This window comes from Streptomyces sp. NPDC059989, assembly GCF_042736975.1.
Lineage (GTDB): Bacteria > Actinomycetota > Actinomycetes > Streptomycetales > Streptomycetaceae > Streptomyces.
Map to the genome: position 1 here is coordinate 167141 of NZ_JBHWUO010000004.1, position 19803 is coordinate 186943.

Sequence of the window (19803 nt, forward strand, 5' to 3'; positions counted from 1 at the left end):
TTCGGTAAGAAGCCGGTACGTGCGCGTAGTTGGCCAATCGATCGTGATCTTCACTCTTGACTCGCCCGGCATGACGGGTGAAGATGGGATCATGAATCAGTCGGTGCGACTTGTGACGCGGGATTACGTTGACTTCGGTCACGTAAACACCGCGATCTGTTGCGCTTCCTGACAAGGGTGACATCTCCCCTTCGTGGTAAATCTCAGGGCTGATCGGCCTGATCGGTGGCTCTGCAAAAGTTCTGCTCGGCACATTTCCGGGGCCCTGCCGTCTGCGCATGCTCTGTGGCTGCCCGAGCCAATCAGCTTTCTCGACGGTTCCTTCACGGGGGTTGGACGTTGATCGAGAACCATCGGAATGATGCCCTGACGTCAGTTCTCGCCGCTTGGAGTGAAGTACTCGAAATCTCGCAATCCGACGGACGTGTGAACTTCTTCGAAGCCGGCGGAGACTCCCTGTCGGCAGCCCAGGCGGTGGGCTTGTTGGCCAAGCTCGGCTATGCGACCTCGCTGGCAGATCTTTTCGAACACCCGATCGCGGAGGAGTTTGCGGCAGAATTGTCAAGGGTAGCCGAACCTGGCGTTGGCGCGGGTGGGCCTGAGGGTGGCGAACTCTCGCAACCCGTGGCGGAGCTTACCGGGTCGCCGCCGTCCTTCTCTCAGCTCGAACGGCTCGAACTGGAGGAGGAATCCGCCCGTTCCGGGCTTCCCGTTCCACGTGATGTGATGATCCGCGTCTACAGGGTGGGACAGCCTCTCGACTTCGGCCTGCTTCGGCGCAGTGTAAAGACGGTGTTGCAGCGCCATCCGGTATTGCGCACGTTCTTTCGCAAGGTCGACGGAGATTGGAAACGATTGCTCCATGGGTCCGAGATCATTCCGGTCCAGAGATCGTTTGCCGCGGCACATCGTCTGGACGCGGCGATCGCGGCAACGCTGCGACACGAGTTCGATCTGTGCGCGGCCCCGCTCTTTCGAGTCACCTATATCGAAACAGATGACGGACACGGCGCGATCGTCTTTCTGCTCCACCACATCCTGGCCGATGCCTGGTCGCTGGGCCTGGTGATGCGCGATGTATCGGCCGGCTATCGGACGCACACCCCCGAGTCCCATGCTCGGGCCACGAAGGGACCCGTCTTCGACGATGTGGTCGCAGCCGAAGAGAGCTCTCTGACCCCCGGGGTCCTGGCCGAAAGGCTCTCCTACTGGCGCACCGTGCTCGGCGAGGCAGGGCCGAGGCCGGGCGTCTCCTTGCGGGGCCTGCCGCCCCGTCCACCTCGGCAGACCTACCTCGCGCGCTCAGAGGTGGTGGAGATCTCCGCCGCGCGGTCCGCTCGCCTCGGCCACGCCGCCCGGGACCTGCAGACGACACCGACGATGCTCATGGCAGCAGCTCTGCAACTCGTACTGCTCCACCGAGGATTGCCCGGGTCGCTTCCGCCCCGCCTTTTCATCACCTACCTCAATCGGGAGAAGGAGGAATGGTCCGACGTCGTCGGTCCGCTTTTCGACGCCCTGCCTTTCGCGCCGGATCTGAGCAGTGCGACCAGCCGTGCGAAGGTCGCCCGCGCGGTCACCAGGTCGTGGTCCGCGACACTTGCCCACAAGGTTCCCTACGCATTACTGGCCAGGGAACTCCAGCCGGACTCCCATGCCGCTGTGCCCATGCGCCCCTTCGTGATACTGAACATGCTGGAAGGCGTTCCCCCGGAACCCGATCTCGAACTTCCGGGCGTCGACACCGCCCGAGTTCCGTTGTCGCACGACATCGCCTTCCCGGGGCTCACTTTCACGACGGAGAGAGCGGAAGGGGGTGGCAGGACACTCGGGCTTCGGTACGAGGCGGACTGGCTCGAGCCCTCCCACGCCCGGGAGTTGCTCCAGGAATGGCTGGACTGGACAGGATGGCTCAGCGGCGAATCCTCGAAGCCGGTTCAGGCGGGTGACGGCTGAATGCCAGCGCCACAAAGAGCCTTCATCCGTTACAGCGTTGCGCAATCCGTCTCGGTCACCGGTACGTGGATACAGGCAGTCGGGTCTTCCTGGGTCATCTTCCAATTGTCGGAATCCGGAACCGTCCTGGGCGTCGCCGTGGCCATGCAGTTCCTTCCGCTGCTCCTCGCCGGGCCCTACGGCGGTGTTCTCGTCGACCGTTACGATCTGCGCCGGCTGCTGCTCGTCACGCAATTGGCTCTGGGACTGCTGTCGCTGGTCATGGGCGTCCTCGTTCTGGCGGACGAGCTCACGCTGTGGATGATGCTGATGATCGTGCCGTGCCTGGGCCTCATCGATATCGTCGACCTGCCCGGTCGCGACGCGTTCGTCGCCCGGATAGTGCCGGGTGATCGTCTGGTGAGAGCGGCGGCAGTCGGACCGGTACTGGCGGATATTGCGCGGGCGGTGGGACCGTTGCTCGCGGGTCTTCTCATCACCACGGTCGGACCGGGATGGTGCTTTTTCGGGAACGCGCTGTCCTACGTTCCCCTGATCATTCTCCTCGTTCGTCTCAAGGGCGTCGCATCAAAGAGACGGCCGAATACCGGAGGGGAACCATCGGGCGTGCGTGACGCACTCCGACTGGTCCTGGGGGACCGCACCTTGCTGCTCCCACTCGTCATGGTCTTTCTGGTCGGCATGCTGGCGTACAAGTTCATGGTCTCGTTGCCGCTGCTCGCGGCTCGGACGTTCGACGGCTCCGCGATGACGCTCAGCCTCTTCCTCGGGGCCCTGGCCGTGGGATCGGTGACCGCGGGTCTGTGCAGCAGATGGCTGCCGGGCAGGTCGGTGTCCGTGATGGCACTCTCGGCCGTCGCACTGGGACTCACGCTCGGCATCGTGGCATCGGCCGGCTCCGCGACGGTGGCCGTCATGGGGCTGATCGGCGTAGGTGCTTCCAGCGCGGTGTTTCTGGCACTCGGCAACGCCACCCTGCAGAGCGGCGTCGAACCCGCCTTCCGCGGCCGGATCATGGCGTTCTGGTCGATGGGGCTGCTGGGCACGACGCCGGTCGGCGGACCGATCGTCGGATGGGTCGGCGAACACCTGGGTCCGCGGCACGCCGTGCTGCTCGGGGCGGCCGCCGCGACGGTCGCCGGGCTGATGGGTTGGCTGGCCGTGCGCCGGGGAGCGCCCCGTGAACGGGCGCCCGGCGTGGACGCACGGGCCGCGGACGCGGCCTTGTCAGGAATGGGGGAGTCATGAGTGGAACCGCGGGGACACGCCCCGATCAACTGCTGTCGGCGTTGTACGCCGGCACCGCGGACCTGCGCGTCGGTGATCGACGGCTGGCCGGTGACGACTTGGCCGGCGCCGTCGGCGCGGTCGCCGCCGCAGTGGCGGGGGCACGGACCGTGCTCGTGACCACCAGGCATCCCTTGGAGACCCTGGTCGCGGTTGCGGGCGTGGTGACCGCCGGAGGCACCGCGGTGCCGCTCAGCCCTTCGGCCGCGCCGGCCGAGCGGGAACACGTGATCAGGGACAGTGACCCGGACCTCGTACTGGACAGGGTCGAGCTCTCCGCGCGCGGCTCGTTGCCCGAGGACCGCACCGGTGGGACGGACTCGAGTCCGGCGCTGCTGCTGTACACGTCCGGTTCCACAGGGCGGCCGAAGGGTGTGCCCATCTCCAGACGGTCGATACGAGCGAATCTCGACGCCCTGGCCCAGGTGTGGGATTGGGACGCCGACGACGTTCTGGTGCACGGTCTGCCGCTGTCCCACGTGCACGGATTGGTGTTCGGAGGGCTGGGACCACTGCGGATCGGTTCGCGGCTGGAGTACACGGCGCCCACGCTCCGGCCGGTGGACGGGGGGACGATGTATTTCGGCGTGCCGACGATGTGGGCTTCACTCGGCGACGGCGCGATGCGCGCGCTCTCCGGTGCCCGGCTACTGGCATCCGGAGCCGCACCGCTGCCGCAGGAGGTGTTCGCCCGCCTCGAGGCCCTGTCGGGCCACCGGGTCGTGGATCGTTACGCGATGACGGAGACTCTGGTGAACACCGCCCCGAGGGTGGCCGGACCACGTGTCCACGGATCATTGGGGCAGCCGCTCCCCGGTGTCGACATCCAATTGCGGGACGTCGGCATCGATGAAGGCACCGGTGAGGTGCATGTGCGCGGGCCCAACGTCTTCTCCGGATACCTCGGCCACGGCTCCGCCTTGGACGCGGACGGGTGGTTCGCCACCGGAGACCTGGGGCGCTGGGACGAGGACGGTTCCTTGCGACTCGTCGGCCGGCGGGCGACGGACCTCATCAAGACGGCCGGATATCGGGTCGGCGCCGGTGAAGTGGAAGAGGCATTGCTCAGTTATCCGGATGTCACCGATGCTGCCGTAATCGGGGTTCCGGATGATATTCTCGGTGAGCGAGTCGTGGCCTGGGTCGTAGTTTCCGGGCTGTTTTCCAAGGCATCGCTCCTGGAACACGCGACGCAGTTTCTCGCCCCCTACAAAAGGCCGCGGGACATTCACATCGTCGATTCTCTTCCGCGTAATCACCTGGGGAAGATCCAGAAGGCGCTCCTGCGACCTTAGGAATTTTCGAAGGCAGCTGCATCTGCGCCGAGCCGTACGTGCTCGGGCGGATCCATTCATTTCCCATGCTCTCCCACGGTGGCACAGCCACGACCAGACAGGAGAAGACGGCTCCATGAGCGTTTTTCTGTACCACTTTCACGGCCTCGGAGATTTCGACCTCTCCGACCTGGAGCCGAAGGATCTGATACCGCTGCAGGAACTGGCGGAGAGCCAGGACCTCGAGATCCTCCCCACCGTCTACCTCCGCCGCGAGAAGCTGGGCGACCTGGTACGCCTGGTGTCGGCGTACGGCGAGCTCCGCGACGCCGGGGCGGTCCCCAACATCGCCGGATTCGCCGTGGAAGGACCCCTGCTCGGGCCGCAGGGAGGCATCCCCCGAGCCGGCCGCTGGGTTCCGAGCTTCGCCGAGTGGACCGAGCTCGCCGGGCTCGGCCCCGCCGGGCTGCGTTACATCGTCATGGCTCCCGACGAGATGGATCTGCAGGACGAGATAGAGCCGGGAGCCACCTTCGCGGACCTCATCACCACGCTGTACGGAAATGGTGTCCGACTGGCGCTGGGACACTTCCACCGTGATGACCCGGAGCGCAGTGCGCGGCGTACGGAAGAGGTCATCGCATTCCTGCACGAGCGCTACGAGTCGTCGCGCTACCTCATCCTCACCGATCACCTCTACAACGACATGCCGCGTAATTTCACCCATGCCTGGCGAACGCCGGAGCAGCGTGCCCGCCACGACGAGGAACTCTCGGAACTGCTTTCCGCGGACTGGAGCCGGGAGAACCTCTCCGATCTCCTGGGACCCGTACCGGCGGTCGTCCTGCGAGCGGCCCTCGACGATCTCCTCATTCCGTGCATCAATTTCGACGGCCAACACGTCGACCTCGAGATATCGGGACGCACGGCCGAGCTGCTCGGCGACGAAAGGCTCATCGCGCTGACCGACCACACCGAGGTGGCCGTCATGGCGGGCGAGCCGCTGACGCGGAGCGAGCACACCGGACTGTGGCTCCGTGACGACGGTGCGGTGGCCGCCGGCGCGTCCGACCACGAAACGCAGCGGGCGAACATGAGCAAACTGGGCCTGTCCGAGGCGCACATCGAGAGGCTCTTCCACACGAACCCCAGGGCCGCGATCGACTACAGGCCCGTACCCCGCGCGGCGAGCGCCGAGTGACGGACACCGGCTCGAGGGTCGGCGGAGTGGTGCTGGCGGCCGGGCGAGGAGAACGGCTCCGCCCCGTGACGGACCATCTGCCCAAGCCACTCGTCCCGATCCTCAACCGACCCCTTCTGCACCGTTCGGTGAGCTGGCTGGGCGATGCCGGAGTCCGCGAGGTCCTGGTGAACGTCTCGCATCAAGCCGAGCGGTTCCGGCAGGCGGCGCCGCGCATAGCGCAGGAGACGGGCGTACGGATCCGGCTGGTGCAGGAGCGGCGGCCGAGCGGCCCGGCGGGCGGATTGGCAGCGTGCGTCCCGGAGTTGCGGAACGTGGAGCGCTGTCTGGTGAGGCACGGCGACGTGGTGAGTGACGTGCCGGCGCGGGACGTACTGCGTACCCATGCCCGACTCGGTGCGGATCTCACCGTGGTGGCGACGAGGGTCGGCGACCCCTGGCGTTTCGGGGTGCTCGACGTCGACGGGGAGCACGTGGTCGGTCTTCGGGAGAAGCCCTCCGACGCCGCCCCCGGCTCGCTGGTGAGCTGCGGCATCTACGTGGTCGAAGCCCATGTCCTCGAGGAGCTGCAGTCCGAGGGCCGCGAGGACTACGACTTCAAGGACGTGGTCGCCGAGTTGCTCGGGCGGGGCGCGCGGGTGGCGGTGCATGTGACGACCGGTTCCTGGCGGGACATCGGCGACGTCGACTCGCTGCTGCGGGCCAACCTCGAGGCCTTGGTGGACGACTCCAGGTTGGCCGAAGTGGTGACCGGCGGGCCCGGCGGGCCCGGCCCCGGTACATGGGTTCAGGGTGAGGCCGACATCGATCCCCGGAGCCTGCTCTCCGGCCGGGTGCTGCTGGGCGCCGGTGCGCGGGTGGACGCCGGGGCCAAAGTCTCGGACTCGGTGCTCGGGCCGGGCTGTGTCGTCGGAGCCGGGGCCACCGTGATACGCAGCGTGCTGCTCGCGGGCGCTGCGGTACCGGCCGGCAGCCGTTGTCTGGGCGCGGTGGTGCTGTGAGCGGCCGTACACATCCCCCGGGGCGCTTGCGGATCCTTCTCCTGACATCGGGATTCCCCCCGGTGGTGGGAGGCGCCGAAACGTACGCCTGGACCGTCGCATCGGCGCTGGCGGACCGCGGACACGAGGTGGTGGTCCTGACCGACGGGGCCGACAGGGCCGAGAGGGCCGACAGGGCCGACGGCACGTCGTCGGCTCCCCGGTTCCGCGTACACCGGCTCACCGGCTATCTCGAACTGCTCGCCGATCCGAGCAAACTGCGCTGGGAGCAGCTGTACTTCGGTCTGCTGCCGGAGACGGCCGCCGCTCTGGGCGCGTGGGGCCCGGACATCGTCCTCGCGAACAGTCTGGAGACCACCGTTCTCGGACGCGTCGTGGCCGAGGAGTTCACCGTCCCACTGGTCGGCGCGTACCACGAACACGCGCCGCAACAAGAGCCGTTCGGCACGGGCCGACTCGACATGGTGTACCGGTTCCTGCGACCGGACCTGGTACTGGCAGGCTCCCGCTTCTATCAGGAGCGCGCGGTGACCAGGCTGGGCGGTGACCGGGTCCGGCTGATCCACCACGGGGTCGACACCGGGCTGTTCCACCCGGCGGTCGACGGAGCCGGGGTCCGGGCCCGCTACGGAGTCGGGCCCGGAGACCTGTTCGTCGTCAGTGCCGGCCGCCTCAAGCCGCGCAAGGGGCACCTGGAACTGGTCCGCGCGGTGGCGCGGTTGGACAGGACCGACGTGCGGCTCCTCATCGCGGGCAGCGTGAGCTCGGCCTCGGTGGCGTACGCGGAAGAGCTCCGCCGCGCGGTCGAGGAGTCCGGGCTGGGCGGTCGGGTCACGATCGACCGGTCTCTCGGCCACCGGGACATGCCGGCCGTGCTCGCCGCGGCCGATGTGGTGGCGCAGCCGAGCCATGAGGAGGGTCTGGGACTGTCGGTCCTGGAGGCGATGAGCAGCGGGCGCCCCGTCGTCACCTGTTCCGTCCCAGGAATCAGGGAGATCCTGAGCTCCCCGGACCTGGCCGTGCTCGCTCCGCCGGGAGAGCCCGCCGCACTGGCGAAGGCGCTGTCGAGGTGCCTGGACGACGAGGACCTCAGGGCATCGCTCGCCCGGCGCGGCAGAGAACACGTGCTGCGGCACTTCTCGCAGCAGCGCATGATCGACGCCACCGAGGCGGAGCTCCTGCGGCTGGCGGTCGGGCGATGAGCCGTTCGCAGGCGGCGGTGCCGCAGACCGTTGTGATCGCCGGTGGACTGGGCACCCGGCTGGGGGCCTTGACGGCCGGCAGGCCCAAGATCCTCGTACCCGTTCAGGGTCACCCGTTGCTGGACTGGGTCATGGCATTCCTGCGTGATCAGCACGTGACGTCGGTGCACCTGTGCCTCGGGCATCTCGCGGACCAGGTGCTGGCCCACCTCGCCCGGCGCGACTACGGACCGATGCGGATCACCACGAGCGTGGAGCGGACGCCCGTGGGCACCGCCGGGTGCCTGAGACTGGCCGAGAGGTACCTGGAGGAGGAATTCCTCCTGCTCCTCGGTGACACGTACACACCGCTGGACCTGGCACGCCTGACCCGCGAGTGGCGCGGCAGCGAATCGGCGGCGGCGATGGTGGTGCTGCGGAACCGGGACCGGCTCGTCCCGAGCAACGTCCATGCCGACGCGGGAAGGGTGCTGCGCTACGACAAGTCCGCCGGTCCCGGCGAGCTCGAGTACGTGGACTTCGGAATCGCCCTGCTTCGCAAGCACGTTCTCCGGAGGTTGCCGGCGGAAGGCTTCCTCGACCTGGGGGTGCTCTTCGACTCGCTCATCCAGGGCGGCGAACTGGCCGCCCTGGAGACCACGTCACGGTTCTACGAGATCGGATCGCCCGCCGGCCACGCCGAGTTGAGCCGCCTCGCCGAACGGGGTGAGATCCGCTTCCCCGGTCCTCCCGCCCTCGCGCGACCGTCCCTTCCCGTCGGCGAGCGCAGCCCCGTCGGCGATCGAGGAGAGGAAGAGCATGACCGCACACGCTGAGCGCGAGCCGACCAAGGTCCGGCTGCGCTCGCGGACGATCCACACGACTCCGTGGGCGCAGGTCAGGGAGGACGACATCCGGCTCGGCAGCGGACACACCGATCGTTTCCTCGTCGTCAGCCGGTCGAACTTCGTGGTGATCGTCGGCGAGACGCCCGAGGGCCGCGTGGTCATGGTGGACCAATTCCGGTACGCGGCCGGCCGATGGAGCCTGGAGCTGCCGCAGGGAGGCGTGGAGCCGGGGGAGGACGTGTGCGAGGCCGCGCTGCGCGAGCTCCGCGAGGAGACCGGATGGGAGGCGGACTCGCCCGTCGTCCTGGCGGAGCGCGTCTACGAGGCCGCTGACTGGGCGACCCAGTACGGCAGCTTCGTCTCGGTGCGGTTGACCCGCCCCGGCCCCCCGGAGCGGGAACGCGGGGAGCAGGGCATGACCACGAGACTGGTCGGCCCGCACGAGGTGCCCGCCCTCGTCGGCTCCGGAGCCGTCACCGACGCGGTCACCCTGGCCGGGCTCTGCCTCAGGGACTTCGCCGGATCACTGCACACCGTCAAGGAGGAGCGATGACCGTACTAGTCACCGGCGCGGCCGGATTCGCGGGCGCCCATGTGACCCGCGCGCTCATCGCGCAAGGCCGCCGAGTGATCGCCGTGGACCGGGTGCCGGCGGCCTCCGCCCATCGACTGCGCGACCTCGTCGGACGGCCGGGGCTGGAGTACGCCGAGGGGGAGCTGCACTCGCTCGTCGGTGAGGTGATCAGCGGTGTCGGCGGTGTCGGCGGTGTCAGCGGCACCGGCGGTGCCGGCACTGTCAGCGAGGTGTGGCACTTCGCCGCGAACACCGACATCCCGCTGAGCGCCCAGGACACCGGGATCGACATCGAGGAGTCCGTGCTGCTGACCCGGCAGGTCCTGGAGTCGATGCGGCGCGGTGGCGTCGGAAAGATCGTCTTTCCCTCCACCAGCGCCGTGTACGGCAACGCCGCCCGCACCGCGCTCCGCGAGGACTTCGGACCGCTGGCGCCGGGCTCGCTGTACGGGGCCGGAAAGGTTTCGGCGGAGGCGGTCATCTCCGCCTACTGCCACCTCTTCGGGATCAGGGGCTGGATCTTCCGGCTCGGGAACCTCGTCGGCGGGCAGATGGCCCGCGGCATCGTCCTGGACTTCCTGCGAAAACTGCGCCAGGACGCGAAGGCGCTCCCCGTGCTCGGAGACGGCCGCCAGCGAAAGAGCTACGTCCTGGTCGACGACGCGGTCGAGGCGATGATCAAGATCAGCCGGTCGCCCGGCGACTCGGACACGCCGTGCGAGATCTACAACGTCGCCTCCTCGGGAAGCCTCACCGTACGCGAGGTCGCGGCCGCCGTCGCCGAGGCCCTGGGCGAGCCCGAGCCCCGCCTGGAGATCACGACCTCCGCGCCGTCCTGGCCGGGTGACCAGCCGGTCGTCGAGCTGGACATCAGCAAGGCCCGGGCCTCGGGCTGGTCCCCGCGGTTCACCCCTCACGAGGCGGTCGTCGCCGCCGCTCGGCGGCTGCTCACCGAGCTCGAGGACGAGCGGAACCCGCTATGACCCTCACCATCGACGATCCGTTCGTCGTCGCACGCACACCCCTTCGGCTGCCGCTCGCCGGCGGCGGGACGGACCTGCCGTTCTACGCGGAGACCCACGGTGGCGACCTGCTCTCCGCGGCGATCACCCCGCAGGTCACGGTGGTCGCCAGAGGAGGCCGGGTGGACGGTCGCAGCCGGTTCTCCCACGACAGCACGATCTTCACCGAGCCCGGGGCCGAGGCGGCCGATCCGTACGTACGCGAGGCGCTCCGCATGGTCGGCGGCTCCGGAGAGCTGGAGATCGCCTCGTTCGGGCCCGTCCCGGCGGGCAGCGGTCTGGGCAGCTCGGGGGCGTTCGCCGTATCGCTGCTCGGGGCGCTGCACGCCCTGCGCGGTGCGAGGAGGGATCCGCGCACCCTGGCCGAGGAGGCCTGCCTGCTGGAGATGGAGCGTCTCGGCAGACCGGTGGGCAAACACGACCAGTACGTGTGCGGGCTGGGCGGTGTGAGACGTCTGCTCATCCAGCACTCGGGAGAGGTCCTGGTGCCCGAAGCGGCCGTCAGCGAGGACACGCTCCGCAGGCTCGAGCAGCGGTTGTTGCTGGTCTTCACCGGAACGACCCGGGACAGCACCGCACACCTGGCCGTCGGGCGTGCGGAGCGGGACCTGCACCGGCGGATCGACCGGCTGCACCGCATCAAGGAGATCGGTGGCCGCATCCTCGCCTCCCTCCAGGCCGGAGATCTCGACGGCTTCGCCACCCTGCTCCACGAGCACTGGACGGCCAAGCGCGAGGGCGGGAGCCAGGGGGCGTGGGACGGGTTCTACGCCGACGCGCGCGGCAGGGGCGTGCGGGCGGGCAAGTTGGTGGGCGCCGGCGGAGGCGGCTTCCTGCTGCTGTTCCTGGAACCGGGGCAACGGGCCCCGGTCCTGGAACTGGTGGCGCGGCGAGGACTGCGGACCTTGCCGTTCGCCTTCACGGCGACCGGCACACGCGTGACGGCATTCGACGACCATGGAGAGAGGAGCCGAGGGTGACCACCGAGCGCACACGGCAGAGCGAGTACACGCTGCGTTTCACCGAGGAGCTGGTGCGCGTCGCGCAGCGGCTCGACCTCGCGGCCGTGGACGACGTGGCCCGCGCACTGCGCGCGGTACGCGACGGCGGCGGGAGGGTCTTCTGCGTGGGAGTGGGCGGCGGAGCCGCCAACGCATCCCACGCGGTGTGCGACTTCAGGGGACTGGCGGGTTTGGAGTCCTACGCCCCGACGGACAACTCCGCGGCGCTGACCGCCGCCATCAACGACTACGGCTGGCGGGACTCGATCTCCCGCTGGCTGACCGGCAGCCGCATCGGGCCGTCCGACGCCCTTCTCGTCTTCTCCGTAGGGGGCGGAAGCGAGGAACCCCCGGTCAGCGTGAACCTGGTGGAGGCCGTCCGCACGGCCAAGCGGGCGTCGGCGTTCGTCTGCGGGGTCGTGGGTCCGAACGGCGGTGAGACGCGGCGGCTGGCCGACGTCTGCATCACGGTCCCGGTGTCCGACCCGGACCACGTCACGACGCACACCGAGATCTTCCAGTCGGTGGTGTGGCACCTGCTGGTCACGCACCCGGAACTGAACCGGACCCGCCCCCACTGGGAAGGCCTCCGGTGACCGGGCCGCCGATGACCGGACCACCGCGCCACGGGTGGCCGGAGCCCGGGACGGACCGGCGGGCGGTGTTCCTCGACCGTGACGGCGTACTGAACGACCTGTGGTGGGAACCGGATCTGGGGACGGTCGACTCGCCGCTGCGCCCCGATCAGGTCCGGCTCAAGCCCGGGGCGGCGGAGGCCGTCAAGCTGCTCAACGAGCGCGACGTCGCCTGCGTCGTCGTCTCCAACCAACCGGTGGTGGCCAAGGGCAAGACCTCATGGCCGCTTCTGGACCAGGTGACCCATCAGATCGTGATGGGCCTCGCGCACCAAGGGGCCGTGCTGAACGGCGTCTACTACTGCGTGCACCATCCCGACGCGGTCATCGACGGGCTTCGCGTGGAGTGCCCGAACAGGAAGCCGTCGCCGGGCCTGCTCCGGGAGGCCGCTGGGACATTGGGCCTGGATCTCGGCAGCAGTTGGATGATCGGCGACACATCGACCGATGTCACCGCCGGCCGAAGCGCCGGCTGCCGCACCGCATGGGTCGGTACGCGGCGCTGCGACGCCTGCGCCACCTGGTGCGGCGACGGCGAACCCGACCTCGTGGCCCGGGACCTGTACGAGGCAGTCGAGACCATCCTGAACTGGAGTGATGATGTTCGTCCTGCTCGACAGCGCTGACCGCGCCCAAGTCGACTACTGGCTCGATTGCGGTGTGATCGACGGTGTCACCACCAACCCACTGATCATGGCCCGAGAGGGTGTGACCTACGACCGCAAGACACTGGTGGGACTCGCGGAGGCGATAGCCCCGCGCCCACTGCACCTGGAGGTCACCGCGCCCGGCGGGGACGAACTCCTCGCCCAGGCGCATCTGCTGTCGGGCCTGGCGGCCAATGTCGTCGTGAAGGTACCCGTCATCACTCCTGGGGGAGAGCCCTGCCTGCCGGCCATCAACGCGCTGCGCAGCGCCGGGGTCAGGGTCAACGCCACGGCCTGTCTCTCCATGGGACAGGCGGTACTCGCGGCCAAGGCCGGGGCCGAGTTCGTCAGCATCTTCACCGGACGCGTCGACGACGAGGGCGGTGACGGCGCCGGCGTCGTCGCCTCGACCAGGCGTTGGCTGGACCGCTGGGGCCTGGACACCAAGATCATCTCCGCGAGCCTGCGCGGAACCGCCGATGTGCGGCGCAGCTGGGAGGCGGGAGCCGACTGCGTCACTGTCCCGCCGGCCGTGCTCAGCCGGCTCTGCGACCACAAGTACGGCCGCCACACGGTGGGCGAATTCGTGGACGCGGCGGCCGCCATCGGCGGCGTCCGGAACTGACCGCTCACCCACTCACCAACGAGAAGGAGGCTGCCCGGCATGGCAGAGCTTTCCCAACCCGAGTACATCTGGATGGACGGCGGGGTACGCCCCTGGGCCGAGGCGACCGTCCACGTCTGGAGCGAGGTGGTGCTCCGCGCCGCCAGCGTCTTCGAGGGCCTGCGCGGCTACTGGAACGCCGAGGAGAAACGCCACTACTTCGTGCACCTGGAGCGGCATCTGAGCCGGCTCGGGCAGTCGGCGAAGCTCACCAGCATCCCGTTCCGGATGACGACGGAGGAGTTCACCGCGGCGCTGGGGGAGCTCGTCACCAGGCTCGGATACGCCGAGGACATCTACGTCAGGCCGACGGCGTACCTCCAGAAGGGCCGCTACGTGGCCTCCGGCGACCAACTGGCGGCCGGGTTCTTCATGCCGGTCTTCCCCTCTCCCCGTGAGCCCAGCATCGAGCTCGGGCTGCGGTGCCAGGTGTCGTCCTGGAGGCGCTCCGACGACGAGACCTCCCCGCCCCGGGTCAAGGCCGCCGCCAACTACTACAACCTGCGCCTCGCCCGCATGGAGGCGGACGCGAACGGATTCGACGAGGCGATCCTGCTGAACAAGGCGGGCAAACTCGCCGAGACGGGCGGGGCGTCGATCTTCGTGGTGCGCGAGGGGGAGGTGTCGACGCCCCGGCTGACCGACTCGATCCTCGAGAGCCTCACCAGGAGCAGCGTCATCGAGCTGCTGGCCGAGAAGGGGATCACCGTGCGGCAGCGCGAGGTCGAACGCACCGAACTGTACGTGGCGGACGAGGTGTTCCTGGCGGGAACGCTCAGTGAGATCACTCCCGTGCTGACGGTCGACCGCCACCGGGTGGGTACCGGAGTACCGGGACCGGTCACCAAGGACGTGCAGAGCGCGTACTTCGCCGCCGTCGGCGGTGGCGCGGCCGGAGACAGCCGCGGATGGCTGACACCCGGGCCGGTGATCAGTTGACCGCCCGGGCGGTCCTGCGGGGCGCGCGGCGCGGCACCGGCTTCGGATACCTGCGGCGCGACGAGGACGGGGCGTCGATGACCCGCACGCAGCTGGTGCTCCGCCAGGTGGGGGAGCTGGCCGCGGACCTCGGAACCGGGGCGGGACTGAGTCCACTGAGCCGCCTCCACCTGGCCCGGTGGCTGTTCGCCTATCACCTGGGAATGGCGGTCCGGTTTCCGCTGGGCGAGCGCGTACGTTCCTTCCCGCTCCGAGCGCGCGGGGGAGCGAGGCTGCGCTGCCACCTCCGGTGGCACGCCAGCGATCTGCACGTGCTGCGTGAGGTGTTCGCGCAGCAGGCGTACGCGCTGCCGGCGCGGGCCGTGCCGGCCGAGGTGAGGACGGTCGTGGACCTCGGCAGCAACATCGGACTCTCTTCGCTGTACTTCAGCATGCAGTTTCCGGAGGCCCGGGTGGTGTGTGTGGAGCCGGTGGCCGACAGCGTGGAGATCCTGCGGCTCAATGCCGAACGCAACGGCCTCGACTGGCGGATCGAGGAGGCCGCGATAGCGGCGCGGGAAGGCACGGCCACCCTCTACCCGAACGGCTGGTGGGCGTCGAGTTCGACGACACCGGCGGTGGCGAAGGCCAGGGAGGCACTCGCCCACCGTCCGGAGCACGCCCTGCGGTTGGAACACCGGCAGGTACGGACGCTTCCCGTGTCCGTGCTCCTGGACCGGCACGGCTTGCGGAGCGTCGACGTGATGAAGATCGACGTGGAAGGCGCCGAAGAGGAGATCTTCCTGAACGGCGACGTCGCGTGGCTGGACCGGGTAGGTGTGCTGCTGCTCGATCTGCACGCGAAGTACGTCCCCGCGGACGCGGTGGTCGGGGTCCTGCGCGAGCACGGCTTCCACCGGTTCGCCGAGCGGGGGGCGCACTCGTCGGTGTTCGTGCGGGCACAGCACCGGGAGAGCCCGTGATCGCCTCCTCGACGGCCCCGCCGAGGGCGCTGCTGTTCGACGTGGGGATGACGCTCATTCACGTGGACGGCCACGTCCTCGCCGAGGAGCTCGCCATCCAGGGCGTGACGGGTGTCGGTGGCCCGGATGCGGTGGCCGCGCTCGCACTGGCCGCCGAAGCCCGGCACTTCCCCCTGCCCCGCGCGAGGGACGGGGACGAAAGGGTCGCGCTGCGGTGGGCGCAGTTGCTGGACGCCGGCCCGGAACCGGTGGTCGCCGCGTTCCGAAGCGCGGTGCGCAGACCCGATCTGTACGGTGTCCTCGATCCCGGGGCGCACGAGGCGCTCACCGCGTTGCGGGCCATGGACATCGAACTGGCCGCGGTCGCCAACGCGGAGGGGCGGCTCACCGAGGAGCTCGCCGAGTTCGGACTCGACCAACACTTCTCCGTGATGATCGATTCGGCGGTGATCGGCGTGGAGAAGCCGAGCCCGGAGATCTACCACACGGCCTGCCGCGCACTCCAAGTCGATCCGCAGCAGTGCTGGTTCGTCGGTGACAGCCTGATCAACGACGTGCTCGGTGCGCGCGCCGCCGGGGTGGCGCACGCGATTCTGTACGACCCACTGGAGCTGTTCACCCGTCTTCCGGGGATCAGCCGAACCAGTGCCCTGCGAGACATCCCCCCGGCCGTACGTGCCGCTCGGATCGCGGCAGGAGCACGCGGCACGGAGCGAGGAGCGACGTGACAACCCGAATCATCTTCGTACGACACGGTGAGACCGCCCACAACAAAGGGCTGGTGATCACGGCCGCCGCGCCCGGGGCGCCGCTGAACGCGCGGGGGCGGGAGCAGGCGGCCGAACTGGCCTCGCGGCTGCGGTCCGTGGACGTGGCCGCGATCTACACCAGTCCGTTGCTGCGCGCCCGCCAGACGGCGGAGGAACTGGGCCGCGCCCGAGGGCTGGATCCGGTCGTGCGCATCGAATTCCGGGAGTGTTCGGTGGGGGAGCTGGAAGGGCAGGGAGGTCCCGCCGCGTTCGAACGTTTGGACAGTACCTGGGAGTTCTGGTACCACGCGGACGACCTCGACTACGCCCTCGGGCCGGGTGGCGAAACGGGCCGCGAGGCGCTGGCGCGCTTCACCGAGGGCGTGGAGTCCCTGGCCGACGCGCACCGGGGGCGGACCGTCGTCGTGGTCGCGCACGGCACCGTACTGCAACTGGCGCTGACCCGGCTGTCGGACAACCTGCCCCCGTCGTTCGGCTATCGACGGTGGATCGACAACTGCGGAACGGTCGTCCTGGACATCGAGGACGACCGGACCACCTGTCTCGAGTGGTCCGGTCACCCACCGCAGGTCCCCGCGGGGGACTCGGCGCCGCCGCATCAGAAGGAGAGGTCTTCGTGGGAAATCTCAGAATAGGGCTGGTGACATCAGGGCGCGGCACCATGCTGCGCTACCTGCTCCAAGGATGCGCCGACGGATCGATACCGGGATCCGTCGTGGCGGTGGCCAGCAATATCGACTGCCCGGCTCTGGCGGTCGCCCGCGAGGCGGCCGTTCCCCACATCGTGTACCGAGCCCGCGAGCACTACGCGTCCCGGGCCGAGCGGGATACGGAGACGGGCACCGAACTGCTCAAGGCCGGCGTGGACTTCATCGTCGTCGCCGGATACACCGAACCGTTGGACAAGGGCCTGCTCGACCTCTTCCCGGATCGCGCCATCAGCATGTACCCGGCGCTCCTTCCGGCGTTCGGAGAGCTGGACGAGGCCATCGGTCCGGCCCTCGACCACGGGGTCAAGACCATCGGAATGACGTTCCACTTCCGCGCCCCGGACTCGGTCAGCGCCGGACCCATCATCGCGCAGGAACCCCTGCCGGTCGATGTGGACGACACGGTGGAGACGGTCATGCCGAAGCTCGTGGACATCGAGATCAGGATGCTCTTCGACATCCTCACGGCCTTTGTCGAGGGGCGTATCTCCCGCGTCGGGAACAAGGTTCATTTCCATGACTGAAACGACACACGGCAGTGCCGGTGGAATCGCCGACGGCACCGCCGCGAGAGAGGGACATGCCGAAGTGAGCGAACCGGAGTACGCGGCGGCGGGGGTCCATGACATCGAGCAGCTCGCCGCCGCCGTGCGGCGGGCGTCGTCCAGCGATGCGCCGAGAGTCCTGATCGGCATCGACGGGCCCGGCGCGTCGGGCAAGAGCACCCTGGCAACGCTGCTGGCCACCGCACTGGGCGGCGCCGAGGTGGTCCACGGTGACGACTTCTACCGTCCGTCCGCCACCCGCCCCGACGGCGACGCCGAGGTCGGCGGTCAGTTCGATCTGGAGAGGCTGCTGCACCAGGTGGTGGCACCCGCGGCCGCCGGCAAGGAGGTCACGTACCAGATCTACGACTGGGACCGCGACGAACTGGGTCCGTGGGTATCGGTCCCGGAGGGTTCACCGCTGATCGTGGAGGGCGTCTACACCACGGAACTGCGCCTGCGCGACCACTACACCTACCGGATCTTCTGTCTCGCCGACCGGGACGTGCGGCTGAACCGCGGGCTGGCCCGGGACGGCGAGTCGGCCCGCTCCCAATGGGTGGACGAGTGGATGCCGGCCGAGGACCGCTACGTGGCCCGGCAGCGCCCGGACCTGGTGGCCGACATCGTCCTCATCGGCAACGGGGCGGACGTCGACCACCCCGTCTTCCATCGCCGACGAGGCCGAGATTGATCACGACCGGTGATGTGGAAACGGAGGAGGAGCGGTGGCCGACCATTCCCTAGTCCTCCCGGACCGGCAGGCCAAGCCGAGGACCCGTGGCCTCACGATGGTGATCGACAACGGCATGCCGGCCGGACTTTTCGAGGACGTGCTCGACAGCTATCACGAGTACGTGGACCTGGTGAAATTCGGCTGGGGCACCTCAGTGGTCACCAGGAGCATCAAGCGGAAGACAGCCGCCCTGAACGAGCGCGAAGTCCCCTTCCTACTGGGAGGCACCCTCTTCGAGAAGCACGTCCAGCAGGGGCGATTCAACGAGTTCCGCGCGCTCTGTCACAACCTTGGCTGCCGATACGTAGAGGTGTCCAACGGCACGATCGATCTCGAACCGGCTGCGAAAGCCGAGCTGATCGGGGTGCTGGCCGGAGAGTTCGAGGTCCTCGCGGAAGTCGGCTTCAAGGATCAGCCCAGGTCGGAGCTGCTTTCTCCGAGCCAATGGATAGAGAACATCAACTCCGATCTCCTGGCAGGCGCGAAGTACGTCGTGCTGGAGTCGAGGGAGAGCGGGTCGAGCGGAATCTGTCGGCCGGACGGTGAGCTTCGGTACGGCCTCGTCGAAGACATCCTCCGGTCCGGCGTCGACGTCAACCGGCTGCTGTTCGAGGCCCCAACGAAGAGCATACAAACGTACTTTGTCAAACGTGTGGGCCCCGAAGTGAATCTCGGAAACATCGCGGCCCTGGACGTATTGGCGTTGGAGACACTCAGACTCGGCCTGCGGGCCGACACGCTATTGGACCCCATGGAGACGGGCGATGAGAACATCCCGTGACGCATTCCACCTCGCCATTCCGGCCAGGGACCTTCAGGAGACGGAGCACTTCTACTCGAAGCTCCTCGGTTGCCATGTAGCGCGACGTTATGACGATCGGCTGACGTTCAACTTCTTCGGGGATCAGCTGGTCTGCCACCACTCACCGAACGAGCTCAGGGCTGAAGTCCGCCTCTACCCCCGCCACTTCGGACTGACGTTCAGGGAGAAGGCGGATTACGACGCCCTCCTGCAGCTGGTCGAACTGAGAAATGTGCCCGTGTATCAGAAATCGCAGCTGCGCTTCGAGGGACTGGTCGAGGAGCACTACACCGTCGTCCTGCGGGATCCGACCGACAATCTGCTGGAGTTCAAGCACTATCGCGACCCGCGCATGATCTATTGACCGTGCGTCACCGGTCGCCGGCCCGCCCTCCCAGGGCGGGCCGCAGCGGTCTATGGGCTCAAACCCCGTACCCTGCTTCCAGTTTGACGGGCTGCAACGCGGCAAGGACGGTATCGTTCCGGCCGCACCTTTCAAGTACGCCAAGCACCGGGGTGCCCCTCAGCGGAAGCATGCCCGTGGAGTACCGCCAGTACCGCAACGCCATCGACGAACTCCTCGAAGTGCTGCCCGAACCCATCGAAGACCTCGCCCTGCGCGAACCAGGACTCGCCTTCGCCCGCGAGGCCCTCCTGGAGGGCGACCTCATCGAGGCGGAGCGCCACGTATGCCTCGTCGAGCCGGTGGTGGGCAGCGAACGCTCCCTCGTGCAGCCTCCGGCAACGATGGACAACGCCGTCTCGGTGCTGCGCCTCATGCGCCATGTCCGGGCGGCCAAGGCCGCGCCCTTCGTTCGAGTTGAGAGTTCCTCACCCCTCATGCAGTGCATGCCCCAGTGAGAGCAGACCGTGCGGGGTTGCCTGTCCACTCGTTCCGCCCCCTCGGCGTCGAGCGGTCGCCATCGCTCGGGAGCGGGCAGGCGCCGGTGCGGCGGAGGGGCTTCCCAGGCGCGGCGCGACGGATACGTTCCGTCCGCGGGGTGGGTCATCTGCGCGCTTCCCGAGGTATCTATGTCCCCGATGGGAT

At 68.6% G+C, this 19803-nt stretch carries 22 protein-coding genes; all 22 read left to right on the forward strand.

The window, feature by feature from the left end; all coding sequences use genetic code 11:
* Positions 1 to 339 precede the first annotated feature (339 nt).
* Complete coding sequence (locus ACFWBN_RS05530; RefSeq protein WP_385170960.1) at positions 340 to 1956, forward strand: condensation domain-containing protein; 1617 nt, start codon at positions 340 to 342, stop codon at positions 1954 to 1956.
* Complete coding sequence (locus ACFWBN_RS05535) at positions 1957 to 3204, forward strand: MFS transporter (protein ID WP_385170963.1); 1248 nt, start codon at positions 1957 to 1959, stop codon at positions 3202 to 3204.
* Positions 3201 to 4538 (forward strand): AMP-binding protein, encoded by a 1338-nt coding sequence (locus ACFWBN_RS05540; RefSeq protein ID WP_385170966.1) that lies wholly within the window; start codon positions 3201 to 3203, stop codon positions 4536 to 4538. Before ACFWBN_RS05535 ends, ACFWBN_RS05540 begins: the two co-directional genes overlap by 4 nt.
* Before the next feature lie 115 nt (positions 4539 to 4653).
* Positions 4654 to 5718: a hypothetical protein gene (locus ACFWBN_RS05545; RefSeq protein WP_385170969.1), complete on the forward strand. Its 1065-nt coding sequence runs from the start codon at positions 4654 to 4656 to the stop codon at positions 5716 to 5718.
* Positions 5719 to 5747: 29 nt separating this feature from the next.
* Positions 5748 to 6719, forward strand: a complete 972-nt coding sequence (locus ACFWBN_RS05550) for a sugar phosphate nucleotidyltransferase (protein ID WP_385171246.1) — start codon at positions 5748 to 5750, stop codon at positions 6717 to 6719.
* A 65-nt stretch (positions 6720 to 6784) separates the two neighbouring features.
* Positions 6785 to 7921 (forward strand): glycosyltransferase family 4 protein, encoded by a 1137-nt coding sequence (locus ACFWBN_RS05555; RefSeq protein WP_385170972.1) that lies wholly within the window; start codon positions 6785 to 6787, stop codon positions 7919 to 7921.
* Positions 7918 to 8736: a sugar phosphate nucleotidyltransferase gene (locus ACFWBN_RS05560; RefSeq protein WP_385170976.1), complete on the forward strand. Its 819-nt coding sequence runs from the start codon at positions 7918 to 7920 to the stop codon at positions 8734 to 8736. Before ACFWBN_RS05555 ends, ACFWBN_RS05560 begins: the two co-directional genes overlap by 4 nt.
* Complete coding sequence (locus ACFWBN_RS05565) at positions 8720 to 9301, forward strand: NUDIX hydrolase (RefSeq protein WP_385170978.1); 582 nt, start codon at positions 8720 to 8722, stop codon at positions 9299 to 9301. The genes ACFWBN_RS05560 and ACFWBN_RS05565 overlap by 17 nt, the downstream gene beginning before the upstream one ends.
* Complete coding sequence (locus ACFWBN_RS05570; protein WP_385170981.1) at positions 9298 to 10305, forward strand: NAD-dependent epimerase/dehydratase family protein; 1008 nt, start codon at positions 9298 to 9300, stop codon at positions 10303 to 10305. Before ACFWBN_RS05565 ends, ACFWBN_RS05570 begins: the two co-directional genes overlap by 4 nt.
* Entirely contained in the window at positions 10302 to 11324 is a 1023-nt protein-coding gene (locus ACFWBN_RS05575; RefSeq protein WP_385170984.1) for a hypothetical protein, read from the forward strand. Before ACFWBN_RS05570 ends, ACFWBN_RS05575 begins: the two co-directional genes overlap by 4 nt.
* Entirely contained in the window at positions 11321 to 11941 is a 621-nt protein-coding gene (locus ACFWBN_RS05580) for an SIS domain-containing protein (protein ID WP_385170987.1), read from the forward strand. The genes ACFWBN_RS05575 and ACFWBN_RS05580 overlap by 4 nt, the downstream gene beginning before the upstream one ends.
* 65 nt (positions 11942 to 12006) lie before the next feature.
* A complete protein-coding gene (locus ACFWBN_RS05585; RefSeq protein ID WP_385170990.1) occupies positions 12007 to 12606 on the forward strand; it encodes a D-glycero-alpha-D-manno-heptose-1,7-bisphosphate 7-phosphatase in 600 nt (199 codons plus the stop codon).
* Entirely contained in the window at positions 12578 to 13252 is a 675-nt protein-coding gene (locus ACFWBN_RS05590) for a transaldolase family protein (RefSeq protein ID WP_385171248.1), read from the forward strand. The genes ACFWBN_RS05585 and ACFWBN_RS05590 overlap by 29 nt, the downstream gene beginning before the upstream one ends.
* 39 nt (positions 13253 to 13291) lie before the next feature.
* Positions 13292 to 14230, forward strand: a complete 939-nt coding sequence (locus ACFWBN_RS05595; RefSeq protein WP_385170993.1) for a branched-chain amino acid transaminase — start codon at positions 13292 to 13294, stop codon at positions 14228 to 14230.
* The gene (locus tag ACFWBN_RS05600; protein ID WP_385170995.1) at positions 14200 to 15192 is read left to right on the forward strand and encodes an FkbM family methyltransferase; all 993 of its coding nucleotides are present in this window, start codon (positions 14200 to 14202) and stop codon (positions 15190 to 15192) included. Before ACFWBN_RS05595 ends, ACFWBN_RS05600 begins: the two co-directional genes overlap by 31 nt.
* Positions 15189 to 15920: an HAD family hydrolase gene (locus ACFWBN_RS05605; protein ID WP_385170998.1), complete on the forward strand. Its 732-nt coding sequence runs from the start codon at positions 15189 to 15191 to the stop codon at positions 15918 to 15920. Before ACFWBN_RS05600 ends, ACFWBN_RS05605 begins: the two co-directional genes overlap by 4 nt.
* Complete coding sequence (locus tag ACFWBN_RS05610; protein ID WP_385171001.1) at positions 15917 to 16597, forward strand: histidine phosphatase family protein; 681 nt, start codon at positions 15917 to 15919, stop codon at positions 16595 to 16597. Before ACFWBN_RS05605 ends, ACFWBN_RS05610 begins: the two co-directional genes overlap by 4 nt.
* Before the next feature lie 5 nt (positions 16598 to 16602).
* Positions 16603 to 17196, forward strand: coding sequence for a phosphoribosylglycinamide formyltransferase (locus ACFWBN_RS05615; RefSeq protein WP_385171003.1), 594 nt, complete (start codon positions 16603 to 16605; stop codon positions 17194 to 17196).
* Positions 17189 to 17911 (forward strand): uridine kinase, encoded by a 723-nt coding sequence (locus ACFWBN_RS05620; protein WP_385171006.1) that lies wholly within the window; start codon positions 17189 to 17191, stop codon positions 17909 to 17911. The genes ACFWBN_RS05615 and ACFWBN_RS05620 overlap by 8 nt, the downstream gene beginning before the upstream one ends.
* A gap of 34 nt (positions 17912 to 17945) precedes the next feature.
* Positions 17946 to 18734, forward strand: a complete 789-nt coding sequence (locus ACFWBN_RS05625) for a phosphosulfolactate synthase (RefSeq protein WP_385171009.1) — start codon at positions 17946 to 17948, stop codon at positions 18732 to 18734.
* Entirely contained in the window at positions 18718 to 19119 is a 402-nt protein-coding gene (locus tag ACFWBN_RS05630) for a VOC family protein (protein WP_385171012.1), read from the forward strand. The genes ACFWBN_RS05625 and ACFWBN_RS05630 overlap by 17 nt, the downstream gene beginning before the upstream one ends.
* Positions 19120 to 19289: 170 nt before the next feature.
* Positions 19290 to 19616, forward strand: a complete 327-nt coding sequence (locus ACFWBN_RS05635) for a hypothetical protein (protein ID WP_385171014.1) — start codon at positions 19290 to 19292, stop codon at positions 19614 to 19616.
* The last annotated feature ends 187 nt before the right edge of the window (positions 19617 to 19803 follow it).

Coding starts and splice junctions, on each gene's coding strand:
- ACFWBN_RS05535 (WP_385170963.1), top strand. CDS start 1,957: ATGCCAGCGCCACAAAGAGCCTTCATCCGTTACAGCGTTGCGCAATCC.
- ACFWBN_RS05540 (WP_385170966.1), top strand. CDS start 3,201: ATGAGTGGAACCGCGGGGACACGCCCCGATCAACTGCTGTCGGCGTTG.
- ACFWBN_RS05545 (WP_385170969.1), top strand. CDS start 4,654: ATGAGCGTTTTTCTGTACCACTTTCACGGCCTCGGAGATTTCGACCTC.
- ACFWBN_RS05560 (WP_385170976.1), top strand. CDS start 7,918: ATGAGCCGTTCGCAGGCGGCGGTGCCGCAGACCGTTGTGATCGCCGGT.
- ACFWBN_RS05565 (WP_385170978.1), top strand. CDS start 8,720: ATGACCGCACACGCTGAGCGCGAGCCGACCAAGGTCCGGCTGCGCTCG.
- ACFWBN_RS05570 (WP_385170981.1), top strand. CDS start 9,298: ATGACCGTACTAGTCACCGGCGCGGCCGGATTCGCGGGCGCCCATGTG.
- ACFWBN_RS05575 (WP_385170984.1), top strand. CDS start 10,302: ATGACCCTCACCATCGACGATCCGTTCGTCGTCGCACGCACACCCCTT.
- ACFWBN_RS05590 (WP_385171248.1), top strand. CDS start 12,578: ATGATGTTCGTCCTGCTCGACAGCGCTGACCGCGCCCAAGTCGACTAC.
- ACFWBN_RS05595 (WP_385170993.1), top strand. CDS start 13,292: ATGGCAGAGCTTTCCCAACCCGAGTACATCTGGATGGACGGCGGGGTA.
- ACFWBN_RS05600 (WP_385170995.1), top strand. CDS start 14,200: ATGGCTGACACCCGGGCCGGTGATCAGTTGACCGCCCGGGCGGTCCTG.
- ACFWBN_RS05620 (WP_385171006.1), top strand. CDS start 17,189: ATGACTGAAACGACACACGGCAGTGCCGGTGGAATCGCCGACGGCACC.
- ACFWBN_RS05630 (WP_385171012.1), top strand. CDS start 18,718: ATGAGAACATCCCGTGACGCATTCCACCTCGCCATTCCGGCCAGGGAC.
- ACFWBN_RS05635 (WP_385171014.1), top strand. CDS start 19,290: ATGCCCGTGGAGTACCGCCAGTACCGCAACGCCATCGACGAACTCCTC.